The following is a 16865-nucleotide window of genomic DNA, read 5'->3' on the forward strand; positions in this document are numbered from 1 at the left end:
ATTGTTCGGGAATGACGTGCAAACTACTTTCTCTCTCCAGACCCGCGGGCAGGGCCTGTATGAATTCACCCGCGATGTGACCCGCTGGACGGCGGGGCAGGGGGACGGGCTGCTGACGCTGTTCGTCCGGCATACCTCGTGCAGCCTGTTGATTCAGGAAAACGCGGACGCGCAGGTGCAGACCGATTTGCGCAACTATTTCGCCCGTCTGGTGCCGCCCTCAACCGATCCCAGCATGTCCTATCTGACCCATACATATGAGGGCCCCGACGACATGCCCGCCCATATCAAGGCCGCGATGATGCCCGTCAGCCTGTCCATTCCGGTGGCCAGTGGGCGCCCCGTTCTGGGCACCTGGCAGGGCATTTACTTGTTTGAGCACCGCGACGCGCCGCATCTGCGTCAGGTGGCGGCGCATCTGGGCTGAACGGTCGCGCACCCCTTAATCTAGCGGTCGCATTTCTCCTCTACCCAAATCCTAGAGGCTGGCCTATAGTGGCTGTGGATAAGTTGGGCATGAACCCAACACCATCGAGGCGGTGAAGAGAAAAGGGGGCCTGCAATGCGTTGCCCGTTTTGCGGAAATATTGACACTCAGGTAAAAGATTCACGCCCGGCCGAGGATCATGTCTCGATCCGGCGGCGGCGGTTCTGCCCGGCCTGCGGCGGACGGTTTACCACCTATGAACGCGTGCAATTGCGCGATCTGGTGGTGCTGAAATCCAATGGCCGACGCGAGGATTTCGATCGCGATAAACTGGAGCGCTCGATCCGGATTTCCATGCAGAAACGCCCGGTCGAGCCCGAACGCATTGATCAGATGATCAGCGGCATCGTGCGGCGGCTGGAAAGCATGGGCGAAACCGACATCCCCAGCAAGACAATCGGCGAGATCGTGATGGAGGCCCTGGCCCGGATCGACACCGTGGCCTATGTGCGTTTTGCCAGCGTTTACAAGAACTTCCAGGCGGCGGACGATTTCGATAAATTCGTATCCGAGCTGCGCCCAGACGTGCCGCCGGAAGAGTGAGCACCGATCAGCGGTACATGCGGCTGGCCCTTTCCCTGGGTCGGCGCGGGCTGGGAAATACCTGGCCCAACCCCGCTGTGGGCTGCGTGATCGTGCGCGCCGGGCGGATCGTTGGGCGCGGATGGACGGCGCCGGGCGGGCGGCCTCATGCCGAGCCGCAGGCGCTGGCGCAGGCGGGCGATCTGGCGCGCGGGGCCACGGCCTATGTCACGCTGGAGCCATGCAGCCACCACGGGCAGACCCCGCCGTGTTCTCAGGCCCTGATCGAGGCGGGCGTGGCGCGGGTTGTCTCGCCCTTGATGGACAATGATCCGCGGGTGAACGGGCAGGGGTTTGCGATGTTGCGCGCCGCCGGGATCGCGGTGGAAACCGGCCTTCTGGCCGATCAGGCGATGCGCGACAATGCCGGGTTTTTCCAACGAAATGAGACGGGACGCCCCTGGCTGACCCTGAAACTGGCCAGCAGTTTTGACGGCCGTATCGCCACAGCCAACGGCGAAAGCCAGTGGATCACCGGCCCCCAGGCGCGGCAGATGGTGCAGGCGCAGCGGGCCACGCATGACGCGGTGATGGTGGGCGGCGGCACGGCGCGGGCGGATGACCCGGCCCTGACGGTGCGCAGTTTTCCGACGCCCAGACAGCCGGTGCGCGTGGTGATTTCCCGCCATCTGGATCTGCCACTGATGGGCAATCTGGCCCGCACGGCCAGGGATGTGCCGGTGTGGATCTGCCACGGCCCCGGCGTCGATTCGATGCTGCGCGACACCTGGCAGGGGCTGGGCGCGACGCTGCTGGAATGCCGGCTGCAAGGGCGGCAGATTGATCCGCTCTCGGTGTTGGAGCAGCTGGGCGCGCAGGGTCTGACCCGTGTTTTCTGCGAAGGCGGCGGGATGCTGGCCGCGTCCCTGCTGGAGGCCGATCTGGTGGATGAGCTGGTGGGCTTTACCGCAGGATTGGCGCTGGGGGCCGAGGGGCGCCCGGCGATCGGTGCGCTGGGGCTGGACCGTCTGGCGCAGGCGCCGCGCTTTGCTCTGATGGAGACGCGCGCCGTGGGGGCAGATATTCTGCACCGCTGGCAACGCCGCGCGCCTTAGCGCCACAGATAGGCGAAACCTGCGAAAATCCCCTGAAGTTTGGCCAGCATCCGCAAACCCGGACCACGTTCGGGCAGATCGCCCGCGGCCAGACGGTCCACGATGACTTCGGGCGGGCAGGGCAGGCCGGTCACCGGGTCGCGATAGCGCGGATAATCCACCAGAACGGCGTGCACCAGACCTTCGAGACTAACCGCAATTCCCCGCCGCTCCGGCACCGGGCCCAGATCACGGGTCAGGCCCCAGCCGGCATAGAAAGGCGCGCCCAGCGTCACCACTTTGACCCCGCGCAGCAGGGCCTCGAACCCCAGGGTCGAGGTGATCGTCCACACCTCATGAACATGGGACAGCAGCGCCGCGGGATCGGTCTGGCTTAGCACCAGATCGGCCAGCCCTTCGGCCTCCACAGCGCCGGGGCGCAGCCCGGCCTCCACATCCGGATGCGGTTTGTACAGGATCACGGCATCCGGATTGGCCTGCCGGGCGGCTTGCAGCAGTTGCAGGTTGGTGCGCACATCGCCCGCGCCCAGCCGGATCGAGGCATCGTCCTCGACCTGTCCGGGCACCAGAATGCGGCGGCCTTCGGGCAGCGCGGGCAGAACACCCCCCAGGTTATATTTGCTAAGCCCATGGGCGCGGATTGTCTGGATCAGATCGCGGGCGCGGTCTGCCTGATCGCCGCGCAGCTGCGCGCGTTTGATGATCCAGCGTTCCAGGCGGCTTTCGCGCGTAGGGTCATAGTAAATGCCCAGATCGTCGCAGGCCAGGCTAAGCGGCGGCACCAGATCGGCCCCCAACCCGCGCGAGCGCAGGAAACCGTCCTCAATCCGGACGGCATCCGGAGCCAGACCGGCCCGGCCGGCCCAGACCATATGCCGCCGATCCTGCGGGGCCCGGTCGGAAAATCGTATCGCCCGCTGCTGGCCGAAGAACGCATTCAGCGGTCGGCGTTTCCACAGGCGCATCCCGCTGGCCTGCCAGCCGTGGCGATCCTCGTGCCAGGCGCGGGTCTGGGCCTCCAGCGCGTCGATCACCTCTTCCAGCTGGCACAGCGTGTCGCGATAGGGATCGTACCACACCGGATAGAGGATCATCGCCGCCGCAAACAGCTGCGCGCGGGTCAGGCGCCGGTGGCGACGCGCAATCGTGTGCGCATCCTCGGTCAGGCCCCATCCGGCATAGAAGGGGCGGCCGAAAATACGAGGGCGGTGCCCGGCCAGAATTGCCTCGAATCCCATTTGCGAGGACACGGCATAGACCCGGATCGCGCCATGCAGCAGCGCCCAGGGGCTGACCGGCGCGTCGCACAGGCTGATCCGGCCCTGGGCATCCTGCGCGCTGAAATACCCCTCGCGCAGGCCCTGAGCGGTTTCCGGATGGGTTTTGATCACGATGCGGGCGTCGGGGTTTTCTTCTTGGGCGTAATACAGCATCTCGCGGAAATTGTTGGCATCCGCGCCGCCCATGCGCACGCTGGCATCGCCGCGGGTCTGATCAATCACCAGCACATAGCCCGGATCGGGCAGGGGGGCGTCCGGATCCTGGGCGCTGTATTTGCTGAGCCCGGCCTCTTGCAGCCGTTCGATGCAGGCCCGCGCGCGGTTCAGCAGATGGGCGTCATCCAGCGGGTGGCTGGCCAGCAGCGTTTCCAGTTCCGAGGGCTGGGCGGGGTCGTAATGCATCCCCTGACGGTCAATCAGCAGGCCGATGGGGGGCTCTTTGGCGGGGCCCCGGCCGGGGTGGAGCGAGCGCAGAAAGGCGTCCTCGATCCGGATCAGGCCCGCGCCGGCTTCCTGCGCGACGGTTTCGCCCCGCGCGGCGTATTTCGTGTGCCCCCAGACGCCGATCAGATCGTCCGGGCCGGGCTTGAACAGGTGCAGATCATAGCCGGCCAGCGACAGGATGCGCCGGATCCGGGTCTGCGTCAGAAACCCGGCATTGAAATAGGCAAGCCGCCGCGAAGTTCCCTGCGCGGCGGCTGTTTCATGTGTATTTGGCGACAAGGGCCTTAGCCCCCGGACACGCCCAGAGACGAGATCGAGCTGACCGTGTTCAGCGACCCAAAGGCCGCAGCAATCGTCTTATCCCATTGGGTGAACGGCGCCTCGGTCACATAGAGCGTATCGCCATCGCGCACGGCAAAATCGCGGGCCATGAACATGCCGTTGGGCTTGGTCAGGTCCAGCACGTAGATCAGGCGCTGCTCTCCTTGCAGATCGCCCCGGCCCAGAACCTGGTTGGCGATTTCAGCGGGCTCGTTGCGGAAGATAAACACGCCCGTGGGATCCGACGCCGTGGGGATTAGCCCGCCAACCTGGGCGATTGCCTCGATTGCAGACAGCGATTGGCTTTCGAAATTGACGCGGCTTTGGCTGCCGGTCGCGCCCAGGGCAGTAAAGGAACGGGTGTCCCCCTCGACCAGGATACGGTCGCCGCCGCGCAGGGCGATGTCCAGCTCGGGGTGTTCATACAGATCCTGCAACCAGATTTTCCCGCGCGATTTGCCACGGATCACGGTGATCTGGGCGATCTCGGGTTCGATTGTCACGCCGCCCGCGCGGGCCAGCATGGTGGCCAGGGTGCGGGTGGGGCGCTCGATGGCGAAAACGCCTTGTCCACCGACGGCCCCCACCAAGGACACGGTCGAGCCGTCACCGGCCAGGCGGCGCACCTGCACCTGTGGGTCCGGGGTCTGGTCTTCCAGCTTTTTGGTGATGATGCGGCGCAGGGCCTCGGGGGAATTGCCTGCGGCGCGGATGCGGCCGGCATAGGGCACAAAGATAAAGCCCGACCCGTCAACCTGCACTTCCTCAAGCGAGGTCGAGTTCGAGGCAGCGCCCGACAGCAGCCCGTCCTCGACGTTTTCCCAGATCGTCAGGCCCAGCGAATCCCCAGGGCGGATGATGTCCGAGCCCAGCTGCGAGGCGCGCATGAAGTTATCGGTAAAGCCCAGGGCCGGCACAACGGCGGTGGCGCGCGTCACCCGGTCATTGACCGACACGACAAAGGCATCGCCCTCGCGTTGGACGGATCCGGCATAGATTTCTTTTTTGGTGGGGCCCACGCGGGGCAGGCCGCAGGCGGCTACGATCACGGCCACAATAGCCAAAAGGGCGACAGACTTCGCCCGGCTGTTCGCTTGGGAATTCACTGCTTGGTCTCCTCGACCTATGTTCTGCCTCAATTATTGCGTCCAACGTACCGGAATCGGGATAAAAAATCCAGCGCTACAGGTTGTGTCCGTTATCGGACAAGACGCAACTGTTGCCTTGGGGCCGCTGTTCCGGCCTTCAGCGCATCATAGGGGTCTTCGGGGGTCAGCATCATATCGACGACCTGCCGCAGCAATTGCCGCCGTCCCCGCGCGGAATAAAACCCGCCCGCGATCTGGCTGGTTTCCAGCAGATACCGGCGATAATCGCGATAGGCGGCCAGATCGGGGCGCTGCGCGCGGGCGAAAAATTCGGGCAGCGGCTGGGTCGAGACGAACTCGGGCTTGTCGAAGACGGCCGCGCCAAAAGCCTTGAGCGGGATGCCCCGCCACAGCACCTGCTGGGCCGCGGTGGAGTTCACCGTCACCGCGCTGCGCGCATCGTTCAGCAGTCGCGCCAGTTTGCCGCCGCGCACGAAATGCACCCGGTCCCGAATGCCCAGACGGCCTGCCAGATGGCGGATGTCGCGGTGCAGGGGCAGTTGCCCGTTCTCCAGCGGATGGGCCTTGATCACCAGGTGGTGATGCCGCGGCGCACCCTCGGCAAAGCCGCGCAGGACCAGCTCCAGAAATTCTGACATGGTTTCAAAGGGCGAATGCATCCGGAACGAGCTGTCATGCTCTAGCTGCAACAGCACCAGATGATAGGGAAAGCCACCATTGCGGATGCGCAGCGTGGCCAGCCCGCGCTCGACCGCCTGAAAGGGCATCAACAGCAGGCGTTTCAGATACAGCCGGAATTCCTTGTGCACGGGCAGGTCGCGATGGGCGCGGAAATTCGGATAGGCCCCGTTCCGGAACATCACGAACCAATGATAAAGCGCGCCATAAAACACGTGCTGGCGCATGTCGCCCCAACGGGCGGGGGGCATCGGCGTATCGGGGTCGTATTGTTCCAGCGCCTTGCGCATGTCGGCAACGGATAGATCCATCAGCCGCGAATGACCATTGCTGCCGCCGCGCTCGTAACTGACCCAGAAGGGCCGCATATAGCCTTCCTCGAACACATGAACGCGCAGACCGGCGGCGCGGGCGCGCTGGATCGCCTGGGCATGGATGTCGCGCGTATCCCCATAGAGCACGATATCCGTGACCTGCTTTTCCGCAATCAGCGCGTCAAACCGATCCGGCCAGTCCTGCGGCGTGCCCCCATAGGGCAGATACCCCGCCCCACCGAACCAGAACGCCCGATCCCCGGCATTGAACCCCACACGCCACACCGTCGCCCCCGCCCGGCGCAGCATCTGCCCCAGCCGGTAAAAGAACGGTCCATGCGGCCCCTGCAAGAACAGGAAAACCCGGTTTTGTGCGGCGTCTTTGTCCATCTTGTCTGTCTATGCTCTCCTCTTTGACAAAGTCTTACCGCCAATACCTGGCAAAAATAAGACCCTTTCACGCCGCCGCCCGGCTTGCCAGGGGGCAGCCTGCGGGCTAGGGAATTGGCAACGGGTCATAGCAGAGGGTACAGCGACATGTTCACCGGCATCATCACCGATATTGGCCAGATCACCGAGCTGGAGCAACGCGGCGATTTGCGCGCCCGAATCCAGACGCGCTATGACATGGACAGCGTGGATATGGGGGCCTCGATTGCCAGCGATGGGGTCTGCCTGACAGTGATCGAAAAAGGCCCCGATTGGTATGACGTGGAAATCTCGGCGGAAACCGTGTCCAAGACAAACCTGGGCGATTGGGCCGTGGGCCACCGGGTAAACCTGGAACGCGCGCTGAAAGTCGGAGACGAGCTGGGCGGGCATATCGTGTCCGGCCATGTGGATGGCGTCGCGCAAATCATCGCGATGACAGAGGAAGGCGACAGCACCCGCGTCACCCTGCGCGCGCCAGAAGCTCTGGCAAAATACATCGCGCCCAAGGGCTCGGTTGCGCTGAACGGCACCTCGCTGACGGTGAACGAGGTCCAGGGCTGCGATTTCGGCATCAACTTCATCCCGCATACCAAGGAAATGACAACCTGGGGCAGGGCGCAGATCGGTGACCGGATCAACCTGGAAATCGACACGCTGGCCCGCTATGTGGCGCGGCTGCGCGAGTTCGGTTGATTTTCGGCTGGTCTGAGCCGCCGCGCGCCCTACACTGTTGACACAAGCAGGAGGGCCAGATGCGCAGATTTGACGAAATCTTTCAAATTGCCGCCGATCGCAAGGGCGGTGCGGGCGCGCTCGAAGCACTGCTGAAATCCCCCGCGCCGGTTGAAGAACTGGCCAGGCGGCCCGCCAGCGACTGGTTGCAGGAAATGGCCCGCGCAGTGTTTCAGGCGGGCTTCAGCTGGACGGTGATCGAAACCAAATGGCCCGGTTTCCGGGCGGCTTTCGATGATTTCGATGTGAACCGGGTGGCTTTCTATCACGATGAAGATGTGGATCGTCTGCTGTCCGATCCGGGCATCGTCCGCAATGGCCGCAAAATCCAGTCCGTGATCGCCAACGCACAGATGCTGCGGGATCTGCAAGCCGAAACAGAAGATGTCAGCGGACATCTGGCGCGCTGGCCGGTAACAGAGCAGAACGAACTGGTGACAATGCTGGGCAAACGCGGTGCCCACTTGGGTGGAAACACAGCAATGCGCGTGTTGCGGCAGATGGGCTGGGATGCCTATGTGACCTCGGGCGACGTGAGCAAACGCCTGATCCTAGAGGGCGTGGTGGACAAGCCGCCGACCTCAAAAACCGCGATGAAGGCCGTCCAGGGGGCGTTTAACACCTGGCATAAGGACAGTGGCCGGCCGATGACGCAGATCAGTCAGGTCCTGGCAATGAGCGTTGCGTAACAGCGCAGCCCGCCGCGCCTGCCGCACTGTTCGGATTTGAGTATTTGAAGAGCAAAGAAACGGAATGCCGCGCCGTTTTGCGGCTCGCAGTTCCTTGAAATCAGCGTCTTTGTTTCTTTCTGATGAAAATACTCATTGCGCAGCGCTGTGAATTGCCGGTGGCTCTCGTCTGTAGAAAACGCCCCGAAGGGCGCTTTCTGTTTTAGGTTTTGAACACGCGGTAGATTGCGGGGATGACTAACACTGTCAGCAGGGTTGAGGTCAGAAGACCGAACAGCAGGGAAATGGCCAGGCCCTGGAAAATCGGGTCTGCCAGGATCACCACGGCGCCGATCATGGCCGCGATGGCGGTCAGCAGGATCGGTTTGAAGCGGATCGCGCCTGCGTCGATCAGCACCTGAACCTTGCCGCGGCTTTCGTCCGCATGGCGGATGAAATCGACCAGCAGGATCGAGTTGCGTACGATGATGCCTGCCAGCGCGATGAAGCCGATCATCGAGGTGGCCGAGAAGGGGGCTTTGAACAGCCAGTGGCCGAAGATGATGCCCATGAAGGTCAGCGGGATCGGCGTCAGGATCACCAGCGGCAGGCGGAAGCTGCCGAATTGCGCCACAACCAGGATATAGATGCCCAGCAGGGCCACACCGAAGGCTGCGCCCATGTCGCGGAAGGTGACGTATGTGACCTCCCATTCACCATCCCACAGCAGGGTGGTTTGGGATTCGTCCTGCGGCTGGCCATAGAGGCTGATTGTGGGTTTGGTGCCTGTCGGCCAGTCCATCTTGTCCAGGGCGGCGGCGATCTCGATCATGCCATAGAGCGGGGCCTCGAAATCGCCGGCCAGCTCGGCCGTGACCATTTCGGCATAGCGGCCGTTGTGGCGGAAGATCGGGAAGGAGGCGTATTCTTCGCTGACCTCGATCACGTCACCCAGTTCCACCACGCCGCGCGCGCCGGGCAGGACGTTGGCGGGGATCGGCGTGGACAGGAAGCTTTCGTCCAGCACCCGCATTCCCTTGTCCCGCGCGATCAGGATCGGGATGGGGTGGCGGCCTGCGCCGCGGTGCGAATAGCCCACGGTCTGGCCCGCGTTCAACAAGGCGATGGTATCGAACACGTCCTGTTCCTGCACCTGGAAGAACTCCAGATTATCGGTGTTGACCGTGGCGCGCAGGCGGCGCGGCTGGGTGCCGAAACTGTCATCCACATCCACCACATAGGGGATGGTTTCAAAGGCCGCGCGGATCTTGGTGGCGGCTTCGCGCCGGGCCTGGGGTGTGGGGCCGTAGACCTCGGCCAGCAGGGTGGCCATCACGGGCGGTCCGGGCGGGGGTTCCACGGTTTTCAGGCTGGCGCCGGCGGGCAGGTCGATCTGGGCGATCATCTGGCGGATTTCCAGCGCCAGTTCGTGGCTGGAGCGGTCGCGGTCATGTTTGGGCGTCAGCAGGATTTGCACGTCGCCCATATGGGGCCGTTCGCGCAGATAATAGTGCCGCACCAGCCCGTTGAAGTTGAACGGTGCGGCGGTGCCCGCGTGGGTCTGGGCCGAGACGACCTCGGGCAGTTCCAGCACCTTGCGGGCCACGGCCTGGGCGACGGCATCGGTTTGCTCGACGCTCGTGCCTTCGGGCATGTCGATGATCACCGACAGCTCGGATTTATTGTCAAAGGGCAGCAGTTTGACGGTCACGTCCTTGGTATACAGCGCGCCCAAAGAGCCGAAGGACAGCACCGCCGTGATCAGCAGAAACGCCAGGCTGATGCCCTTGGATTTCAGCACGGGCCGGGCGATGGCCGCATAGGCGCGGCCCATGACGCCGCCGTCATGGCCGCCGTGTTCGCTGCCCTCGGCGTGGGTTGGGGCCTTGCTTGCCACCTTCAGCATCAGCCAGGGCGTGATCATCACCGCCACGAAGAAGCTAAAAATCATCGCGGCGCTGGCATTGGCCGGAATCGGCGACATATAGGGCCCCATCAGCCCCGAGACGAACAGCATCGGCAGCAGCGCAGCAACCACCGTCAGCGTGGCGACGATGGTGGGGTTGCCCACCTCGGCCACGGCATCAATCGCGGCCTGTTTGCGGTCGCGCCCGTCCTTCATGCCCCAGTGGCGGGCGATGTTTTCGATCACCACGATGGCGTCATCCACCAAAATCCCGATCGAGAAGATCAGCGCGAACAGCGACACCCGGTTCAGCGTATAGCCCATGATCCAGGCCGCAAACAGCGTCAGCAGGATGGTCACCGGAATGACAATCGCCACCACGATGGATTCGCGCCAGCCGATGGCCAGCAGCACCAGCCCGATGATGGACACGGTGGCCAGACCCAGATGGAACAGCAGCTCGTTGGCCTTTTCATTGGCGGTTTCGCCGTAATCGCGGGTGATCTGCACGGCGATCGTGTCGGGGATCAGGCGGCCCTCGGCCATGTGGATTTTGTGCAGGATTTCCTCGGCCACGACCACGGCATTGGCGCCTGCGCGTTTGGCCACGGCCAGGGTGACGGCAGGGGCGCGCAGGATCTGCCCATCCTGTTTGCTGACATTGGCGGAGATCTGATCCGAGCTGTCGGCGATGAATTCCACATCCGCCACGTCACTGACATAGACAGGCCGCCCGTCGCGGGTAGTGACCAGCAGGCTGGCGATTTCCGCGGGCGTGGTCAGGGTTTCGCCGGCCACAAGGTCAATCATCTGGCCTGCGTCGCGCAGCTTGCCCGTGTTTTGCGAGGCGTTCGCCCCCTGCACCTTACCGGCCAGCTGTTGCAGCGTTGCGCCGTACAGCGCCAGCCGGTCCGGATCGGGCGTCACGCGGATTGCCTCGGGGGCTTCGCCGACCAGATATGTCAGGCCGACATCGCCGATTTTCGACACTTCGGCGCGCAGCTCACGCGCGATGCGGGTCAGGTCATTGGCGGTGATGTCGTCATGCCCCGGCTTGGGCGAGAGCGTCAGCGAGACAATCGCGACGTCATCAATCCCGCGCCCCACGATCAGCGGCTCGGGGATGCCCACGGGGATGCGATCCATATTGGCGCGGATCTTATCGTGCACCCGCAGAATCGCCGCATCCGCCGAGGTGCCCACGACAAACCGCGCAGTGACCATGGCGCCGTCATCCTCGGTTTGCGAGTAGACATGCTCGACCCCGTTGATGCCCTTGACGATGGTCTCCATCGGCTCGGTGACCAGTTTGACGGCATCGGGGGCCTTCAGGCCCGGCGCCTGCAAATGGATGTCCACCAGAGGCACCGAGATCTGCGGCTCTTCTTCGCGCGGCAGGGTGATCAGCGCCACGATCCCCACGGCCAGCGCGGCGATGATGAACAGCGGCGTCAGCGGCGAGGTGATAAAGGCGCGCGTCAGCCCGCCCGCAATGCCCAGTTTCTGCGGCTCACTCATGGTTGGCCTCTTGGATGTCGGTCAGCACGTCACCGGCGGTCAGCCCGGTCAGAATTTCCACCATTCCGTCCTGGGCCACGCCGGGAACGACGGTTTTCAAAATCGGAGCGCCCTCATGCAGAACGGCCACGAAATCAAGCCCTTGCCGGGTGATCAGCCGCTCTTGCGGGATCACCAGAGCCATGCGCTGCCCCACCGGGATACGCACCAGAACACGAGCATCGACAAAGGCGTCGGGCAGGCCGGCGACCTCGACATCGGCGATCACGCGGCCGTTTTCGATCTGCGGGTAGATGCGCACCAGCGTGCCAGTCGCGCCCTCGATCTGGATGTCGGCCCCGACCTCTAGCGCCGTGGCGTGGCGTTCGGGGATGGCCAGTCGCAGAAAGAACCCGCCGCCGCCGATGGTGGCCACGGCCTCGCCCGGCAGCAGCACGGCCCCCTTGGTAACGGGCACATCCAGAACGCGGCCCGTCGCAGGGGCCAGAACGGTGCCCTCGGCGGTTTGCTGTTCGATGACGCGGCGATTGGCGGTGGTGGCCTCGATCTGGCCGGTCAGCACCTCAACCTGTGTGCGCAGAGCATCCAGCCGCTGCACGGTGGTCACGCCGCGCGCCAGCAATTCCTCGCCGCGTTGCAGCTCGGTTTCGGCGTTTTCCAGCTGCGAGCGCAGCGAGGTCAGCTGCGCATCAATCGCGCCCAGCTGAAAATCCAGTTTTTCATCCACAATCGTGGCCAGAGCCTGCCCGGCTGTCACCAGATCGCCCTCGGTGACGGTCAGCTGGGTCAGCGTGCCGCCGATGCGCGCGCGGGCGGGCACCCGGTCTCGGGCCTCGATCCGGCCATAAACGGCCTTCCATTCGGTGACGGGGCTGGGGCGCAGCGGAATATCCCCGGCCGCAGCAATCGAGGGCAGCAGCCCCAGCAAAATGGCAGTCATCAGGCGTTTCATCAGTGGGGTCCTTTCGGCGCTGTGTGCCAATGTATTCACATTCTGACTCTGGAATATGATTGCCGAGCCAGATTTACAAGCCCGAAGAGCTTACCCCAGGGAAAATACCCGCCGGGCGCAATCCAGGCTTTGCGCTAGATCATAGGCGATATCGCCAAGATGTTTACGTAAAATTAAGACGCTTCGGCGAGCCTGCCCCAAAGCCGCACAGAATACGGAGGTGCCTTAGTCTTTGAACGTGAATTCCGGCAGATGGGAAAAGGCCTCACGCAGGGCCACGCCCCATCCGTTCGAGATTTCCAGAAAATAGGGATCATCCCCTTCGATCCGGAACGTGCGGCCGATTTTCAGGCTGTCCTTCTCATAGACATGCACGTCCAGCGGCGGGCTGACGGACAGGTTTGCCTTGATCGTGGAATCAAAGCTGACCAGCAGCAGTTTGATCGCCTCTTCGAAGGACATGTCCGGATCATAGGCCCGCAGGATGATCGGTCGGCCGTATTTCGTCTCGCCGATCTGAAAGAACGGGGTGTCCGCGCCGGCCTCGATGAAATTGCCTTCGGGGTAGATCAGGAACAGGCGCATCTGCCCGTCGCCCACCTGCCCGCCGACCAGCAAGGTCGCGTTAAAGGCACTGTCAGCGCGCTGGCCGGCCTGAGCATTGGTGGCGATGACCTCTTTGAGGGTGCGGCCCACCAGAGTGGCGACCTGGAACATGGATTGGGCAGACAGAAGGCCCGGATCGCGGTCCGCGACCTCTTTGGCGCGTTCCTCCAGAATGCTGATCACCGCCTGGGTGGTGGCCAGATTGCCTGCGCTCATGATGGTGATGGCGCGCTCGCCGGGGATTTCCCAGGTGGACATCTTTTTGAAGGTCGAGATGTTATCCACACCGGCATTCGTCCGGGTGTCCGACATGAACACCAATCCGTGGTTAAGGCAGAGCCCGACGCAATAAGTCATGTTTCCTGTTCCGATTCGAAAGCGCGTGCTCTTATTGGCCCGTCTGGCTTTGGATTTTCAAGGCCACGGACAGATCTTCGCCGCCCGTACCGTGGCGAATTCCATGGGTCGGCGCCGCGTCGCGATAATCGCGGCCCACGGCCACACGCACATAGCGATCATCGGGGCAGATCGCGTTCGAAACATCGAAGCCAACCCAGCTCAGCCCGTCGATCCAGACCTCGGCCCAGGCATGGGCGGCGTCCTGCTGCGTGCGGTCATCCATCAGCAGATAGCCCGAGACATAGCGCGCCGGCACCCCCATCAGCCGCGCCACGGCGATCATGATATGGGCGTGATCCTGGCAAACCCCGTGGCCCGCAGCCAGGGCGGTCTCGGCCGTGGTGGCGGCATCGGTGCGGCCGGTTTCATAGGTGACGGTCTCGGCGATCAGCGCCGACAATGTGTGCATTCGGGACAGCAAGGGCTCGTCCGCAAGCGCCTTCATCCGGGTGGCCAGCTTGCGCAGGGATTTGCCCGGCGCGGTCAGCGGCGTGGCCGCCTCATAGAGCCACAGCGGCGTGAATGTCTTATGCGTGCCCAGAACGCCGGCGTGATCCTCGACATCGACGATCCCCTCTGAGGCGATGGTCAGCTGGGTTGCGTCGGGGTCCACCAGGATCAGGTCCACATGGTTACCGTATTCATCATCAAAGCTGAGCTGCGGGGTGCCGCCGGTCACTTCGGTGCTCCAGTCGATCACCGTTTGGCCATGCCCATCCCGCGGTTTTAGCCGTAATTGCAGCAGAGCATAGCTGTCAGGGTGTTCATAAGTGTATGTAGTTAAATGAGAAATGCTTAGTCGCATGGGGTCACCCGTAAAACCTGTAGTCTTGCTCGATCTGGGCGGCCAGATGGGCGGTGCTGTGGATCGCGCTTTCCAGGAATTCGTGCAGGCCCTCTTCGAAAATCTCAGAGACGCGGCGATTTCGGAACCGAGCGGTGCATTTTTCCGACAGATCCTGGCAGGGCTGGCGCTGGCCGTAATCGCTTTCCAGAAGGTCCAGGTTTTCCAGAATTTTTGAATGGCAGAAGGCCAGGCTGCGCGGCATCCGCCGGTCCAGCAGCAGGAATTCGGCGATGGCGACGGGGGTGATCTCGCCTCCGTTCAGCCAGGAAAAAGCCCGTTCCGCCGAGACCGAGCGCAGAATATTTTCCCACTGCGCATTATCCATGGACGAGCCCACGAACGAGGCCGAGGGCAGCAGCACATAGTATTTCACGTCCAGAATGCGCGCGGTGTTGTCGGCGCGTTCCACGAAAGTGCCCAGACGGCAGAAATTATAGATGTCGTTGCGCAGCATCGTGCCATGCAGCGTGCCGCGCACGATGGCGGTACGGTTGCGGATTTCGGACAGGATGCCAGCCAGGTTTTTCTGCGTCACCGGGCGGGCCAGGGCGGCCTTCATCGCCATCCAGTATTCGTTCACGGCCTCCCACACCTCAGAGGACAGCGCCGTGCGGACCAGCCGCGCATTTGACCGCGCCGCCGTGATTGAGGACAGCACCGACGATGGGTTATCCGGGTCGCGCAGCAGAAAGCTAATCACATTGGCCGCGTCGAAATTGTCGTATTTCTGATTGTACAGATCGCGGATTCCGGCGGTGTTGATCACGCTTTCCCATTCGCCCGTGGTATCGCCCGAGCGCGTCAGCGCGATGCGCCAGCCCGCGTCCAGCAGGCGGGCGGTATTTTCGCAGCGTTCAAGATAGCGGAACATCCAAAACAGGCCGCCAGCGGTTTTTCCCAGCATGTTTTAATCCCCCAGCACCCAGGTATCTTTGGTTCCACCGCCCTGCGAGGAATTCACCACCAAAGAGCCCTCTTTCAGCGCGACGCGGGTCAGGCCTCCGGGGGTGATGCGCACCTTGTCGGGCGAGACCAGCACAAACGGGCGCAGGTCCACATGGCGCGGGGCCAGGCCCTTTTTCGCCATGATCGGCACGGTGGACAGGGCCAGCGTGGGCTGCGCGATATAATTGGACGGGCGGGCGCGCAGTTTTCTGGCGAAACGCTCCAGCTCGCGTTTGCTGGCGGCGGGGCCGACCAACATGCCGTAGCCGCCGGACCCGTGGACCTCTTTCACCACCAGATCGGCCAGGTTATCCAGCACGTATTTCAGGCTGTCGGGCTCCGAGCAGCGCCAGGTTGGCACGTTTTGCAAGATCGCCTTTTCGCCCGTGTAAAACTCAACAATATCAGGCATGTAGGAATACAAAGCCTTATCGTCCGCAATCCCGGTGCCCGGCGCGTTGGCGATGGTGATGCCGCCCGCGCGATAGACATCCATGATGCCGGGCACGCCCAGCATCGAATCCGGGTTGAAGTTCAGCGGGTCCAGATAGTCGTCATCGACACGGCGATACAGCACGTCAATCGGCTGATAGCCGCGCGTGGTGCGCATACAGACACGCCCGTCCACGATGCGCAGATCGTGGGATTCCACCAGCTCGGCGCCCATCTGATCGGCTAGGAAGGCGTGTTCGAAATAGGCTGAATTATAGATCCCCGGCGTCAGAACGGCCAGCACGGGGCGGTCTCCGACGCAGGCGTCAGGGGCGCAATCGGACAGCGAGCGGCGCAGATTTTGCGGGTACGAGGACACCGGCCGCACCTTCAGCTTGGTGAACAGCTCGGGGAACATCTGAAGCATGGTCTCGCGGTTTTCCAGCATATAGCTGACCCCCGAGGGCGTGCGCGCGTTGTCTTCGAGCACGAAAAATTCGTTTTCCCCGGTGCGCACCAGATCGGTGCCCACGATATGGGTATAGACCCCGCCGGGCGGGTTCAGGCCGATCATCTGCGGCAAGAACGCCTCGTTCCGGGCGATCAGATCCTTGGGAACCCGCCCGGCCCGCAGGATTTCCTGCCGGTGGTAGATGTCATAAAGGAAGGCGTTGATCGCGCGCACGCGCTGCTCGATCCCTTGTTCCAGACGGGCCCATTCGCGCGCCGAAATGATGCGCGGAACGATGTCAAAGGGGATCAGACGCTCGTCTGCTTCTTGCTGCCCATAGACGTTGAAAGTGATGCCGATCCGGCGAAAGAAGGCCTCGGCCTCTTGCGATTTCTTGCGCAGATGCTTGGTGTCTTCCTGGCCGAACCACTCATTATAGAGGCTGTAGGGGGCTCGGGGCGATCCCGAGGCGTCGAACATCTCATCGAAGAAGTGTGGTTTCGTGTTCATGGTCTCGCATGTGTCGAGCGTTGCCTGGATAGGTTAATTTGATGGCTTTGCGGGCAAATGCACAAGAGATCGACGTTCCTTTCCGGGCGGCCTGCGTGATGTGGCCTAATTTTTGTGCAAGTGGGCGCAAATGCGGCAGGTAACGGTTTGATGAAGACCGTAAGAAGATTGCGGCATGACGTGAAGGCCCGCTTGAC

Annotated in this window: 14 protein-coding genes; 5 read left to right on the forward strand and 9 right to left on the reverse strand. The window is 63.0% G+C overall.

What is annotated here, in order from left to right; genetic code table 11:
* Positions 1-16 precede the first annotated feature (16 nt).
* The 3 genes from ACP15O_RS02665 to ribD all read left to right on the forward strand — a co-directional run bounded on the left by ACP15O_RS02665 (position 17) and on the right by ribD (position 2124).
* Positions 17-427 (forward strand): secondary thiamine-phosphate synthase enzyme YjbQ, encoded by a 411-nt coding sequence (locus ACP15O_RS02665; protein ID WP_425094488.1) that lies wholly within the window; start codon positions 17-19, stop codon positions 425-427.
* Positions 428-562: 135 nt separating this feature from the next.
* Positions 563-1030 (forward strand): transcriptional regulator NrdR, encoded by a 468-nt coding sequence (gene nrdR / locus ACP15O_RS02670; protein ID WP_425094489.1) that lies wholly within the window; start codon positions 563-565, stop codon positions 1028-1030.
* Complete coding sequence (ribD, locus tag ACP15O_RS02675) at positions 1027-2124, forward strand: bifunctional diaminohydroxyphosphoribosylaminopyrimidine deaminase/5-amino-6-(5-phosphoribosylamino)uracil reductase RibD (protein WP_425094490.1); 1098 nt, start codon at positions 1027-1029, stop codon at positions 2122-2124. The genes nrdR and ribD overlap by 4 nt, the downstream gene beginning before the upstream one ends.
* Here the strand turns inward: ribD and ACP15O_RS02680 are convergent.
* The 3 genes from ACP15O_RS02680 to ACP15O_RS02690 form a co-directional block, all read right to left on the reverse strand.
* Positions 2121-4127, reverse strand: a complete 2007-nt coding sequence (locus tag ACP15O_RS02680) for a capsular polysaccharide biosynthesis protein (protein ID WP_425094491.1) — start codon at positions 4125-4127, stop codon at positions 2121-2123. The two genes, ribD and ACP15O_RS02680, sit on opposite strands and share 4 nt — an antisense overlap.
* A 5-nt stretch (positions 4128-4132) precedes the next feature.
* Complete coding sequence (locus ACP15O_RS02685) at positions 4133-5275, reverse strand: polysaccharide biosynthesis/export family protein (RefSeq protein WP_425094492.1); 1143 nt, start codon at positions 5273-5275, stop codon at positions 4133-4135.
* A 92-nt stretch (positions 5276-5367) separates the two neighbouring features.
* Positions 5368-6660, reverse strand: a complete 1293-nt coding sequence (locus tag ACP15O_RS02690; RefSeq protein ID WP_425094493.1) for a capsule biosynthesis protein — start codon at positions 6658-6660, stop codon at positions 5368-5370.
* A gap of 147 nt (positions 6661-6807) precedes the next feature.
* On the opposite strand from ACP15O_RS02690, the gene ACP15O_RS02695 reads away from it, so the two are divergent.
* Together ACP15O_RS02695 and ACP15O_RS02700 are read left to right on the forward strand one after the other, a co-directional pair.
* A complete protein-coding gene (locus ACP15O_RS02695) occupies positions 6808-7395 on the forward strand; it encodes a riboflavin synthase (protein ID WP_425094494.1) in 588 nt (195 codons plus the stop codon).
* Between the two features lie 59 nt (positions 7396-7454).
* Positions 7455-8123, forward strand: a complete 669-nt coding sequence (locus tag ACP15O_RS02700; RefSeq protein ID WP_425094495.1) for a DNA-3-methyladenine glycosylase I — start codon at positions 7455-7457, stop codon at positions 8121-8123.
* A gap of 202 nt (positions 8124-8325) precedes the next feature.
* On the opposite strand, the gene ACP15O_RS02705 is transcribed toward ACP15O_RS02700, so the two are convergent.
* From ACP15O_RS02705 to ACP15O_RS02730, 6 genes are all read right to left on the reverse strand, one after another.
* Positions 8326-11526 (reverse strand): efflux RND transporter permease subunit, encoded by a 3201-nt coding sequence (locus tag ACP15O_RS02705; protein ID WP_425094496.1) that lies wholly within the window; start codon positions 11524-11526, stop codon positions 8326-8328.
* Complete coding sequence (locus ACP15O_RS02710) at positions 11519-12478, reverse strand: efflux RND transporter periplasmic adaptor subunit (protein ID WP_425094497.1); 960 nt, start codon at positions 12476-12478, stop codon at positions 11519-11521. The genes ACP15O_RS02705 and ACP15O_RS02710 overlap by 8 nt, the downstream gene beginning before the upstream one ends.
* A gap of 225 nt (positions 12479-12703) precedes the next feature.
* The gene (locus ACP15O_RS02715) at positions 12704-13441 is read right to left on the reverse strand and encodes a proteasome-type protease (RefSeq protein WP_425094498.1); all 738 of its coding nucleotides are present in this window, start codon (positions 13439-13441) and stop codon (positions 12704-12706) included.
* A gap of 31 nt (positions 13442-13472) precedes the next feature.
* The gene (locus tag ACP15O_RS02720; RefSeq protein ID WP_425094499.1) at positions 13473-14288 is read right to left on the reverse strand and encodes a transglutaminase family protein; all 816 of its coding nucleotides are present in this window, start codon (positions 14286-14288) and stop codon (positions 13473-13475) included.
* A gap of 4 nt (positions 14289-14292) precedes the next feature.
* The gene (locus ACP15O_RS02725; protein ID WP_425094500.1) at positions 14293-15234 is read right to left on the reverse strand and encodes an alpha-E domain-containing protein; all 942 of its coding nucleotides are present in this window, start codon (positions 15232-15234) and stop codon (positions 14293-14295) included.
* Between the two features lie 3 nt (positions 15235-15237).
* On the reverse strand, positions 15238-16668 hold the full coding sequence (locus ACP15O_RS02730; RefSeq protein ID WP_425094501.1) for a circularly permuted type 2 ATP-grasp protein: 1431 nt from the start codon (positions 16666-16668) through the stop codon (positions 15238-15240).
* Positions 16669-16865 lie beyond the last annotated feature (197 nt).

Source organism: Youngimonas ophiurae (nom. illeg.) (assembly GCF_049803795.1).
Lineage (GTDB): Bacteria > Pseudomonadota > Alphaproteobacteria > Rhodobacterales > Rhodobacteraceae > Thalassobius.

Excerpts from the sequence above, each read along its gene's own strand:
- nrdR (WP_425094489.1), top strand. The coding sequence starts at position 563 with ATGCGTTGCCCGTTTTGCGGAAATATTGACACTCAGGTAAAAGATTCA.
- ACP15O_RS02690 (WP_425094493.1), bottom strand. The coding sequence starts at position 6,660 with ATGGACAAAGACGCCGCACAAAACCGGGTTTTCCTGTTCTTGCAGGGG.
- ACP15O_RS02695 (WP_425094494.1), top strand. The coding sequence starts at position 6,808 with ATGTTCACCGGCATCATCACCGATATTGGCCAGATCACCGAGCTGGAG.
- ACP15O_RS02700 (WP_425094495.1), top strand. The coding sequence starts at position 7,455 with ATGCGCAGATTTGACGAAATCTTTCAAATTGCCGCCGATCGCAAGGGC.
- ACP15O_RS02705 (WP_425094496.1), bottom strand. The coding sequence starts at position 11,526 with ATGAGTGAGCCGCAGAAACTGGGCATTGCGGGCGGGCTGACGCGCGCC.
- ACP15O_RS02710 (WP_425094497.1), bottom strand. The coding sequence starts at position 12,478 with ATGAAACGCCTGATGACTGCCATTTTGCTGGGGCTGCTGCCCTCGATT.
- ACP15O_RS02715 (WP_425094498.1), bottom strand. The coding sequence starts at position 13,441 with ATGACTTATTGCGTCGGGCTCTGCCTTAACCACGGATTGGTGTTCATG.
- ACP15O_RS02720 (WP_425094499.1), bottom strand. The coding sequence starts at position 14,288 with ATGCGACTAAGCATTTCTCATTTAACTACATACACTTATGAACACCCT.
- ACP15O_RS02725 (WP_425094500.1), bottom strand. The coding sequence starts at position 15,234 with ATGCTGGGAAAAACCGCTGGCGGCCTGTTTTGGATGTTCCGCTATCTT.
- ACP15O_RS02730 (WP_425094501.1), bottom strand. The coding sequence starts at position 16,668 with ATGAACACGAAACCACACTTCTTCGATGAGATGTTCGACGCCTCGGGA.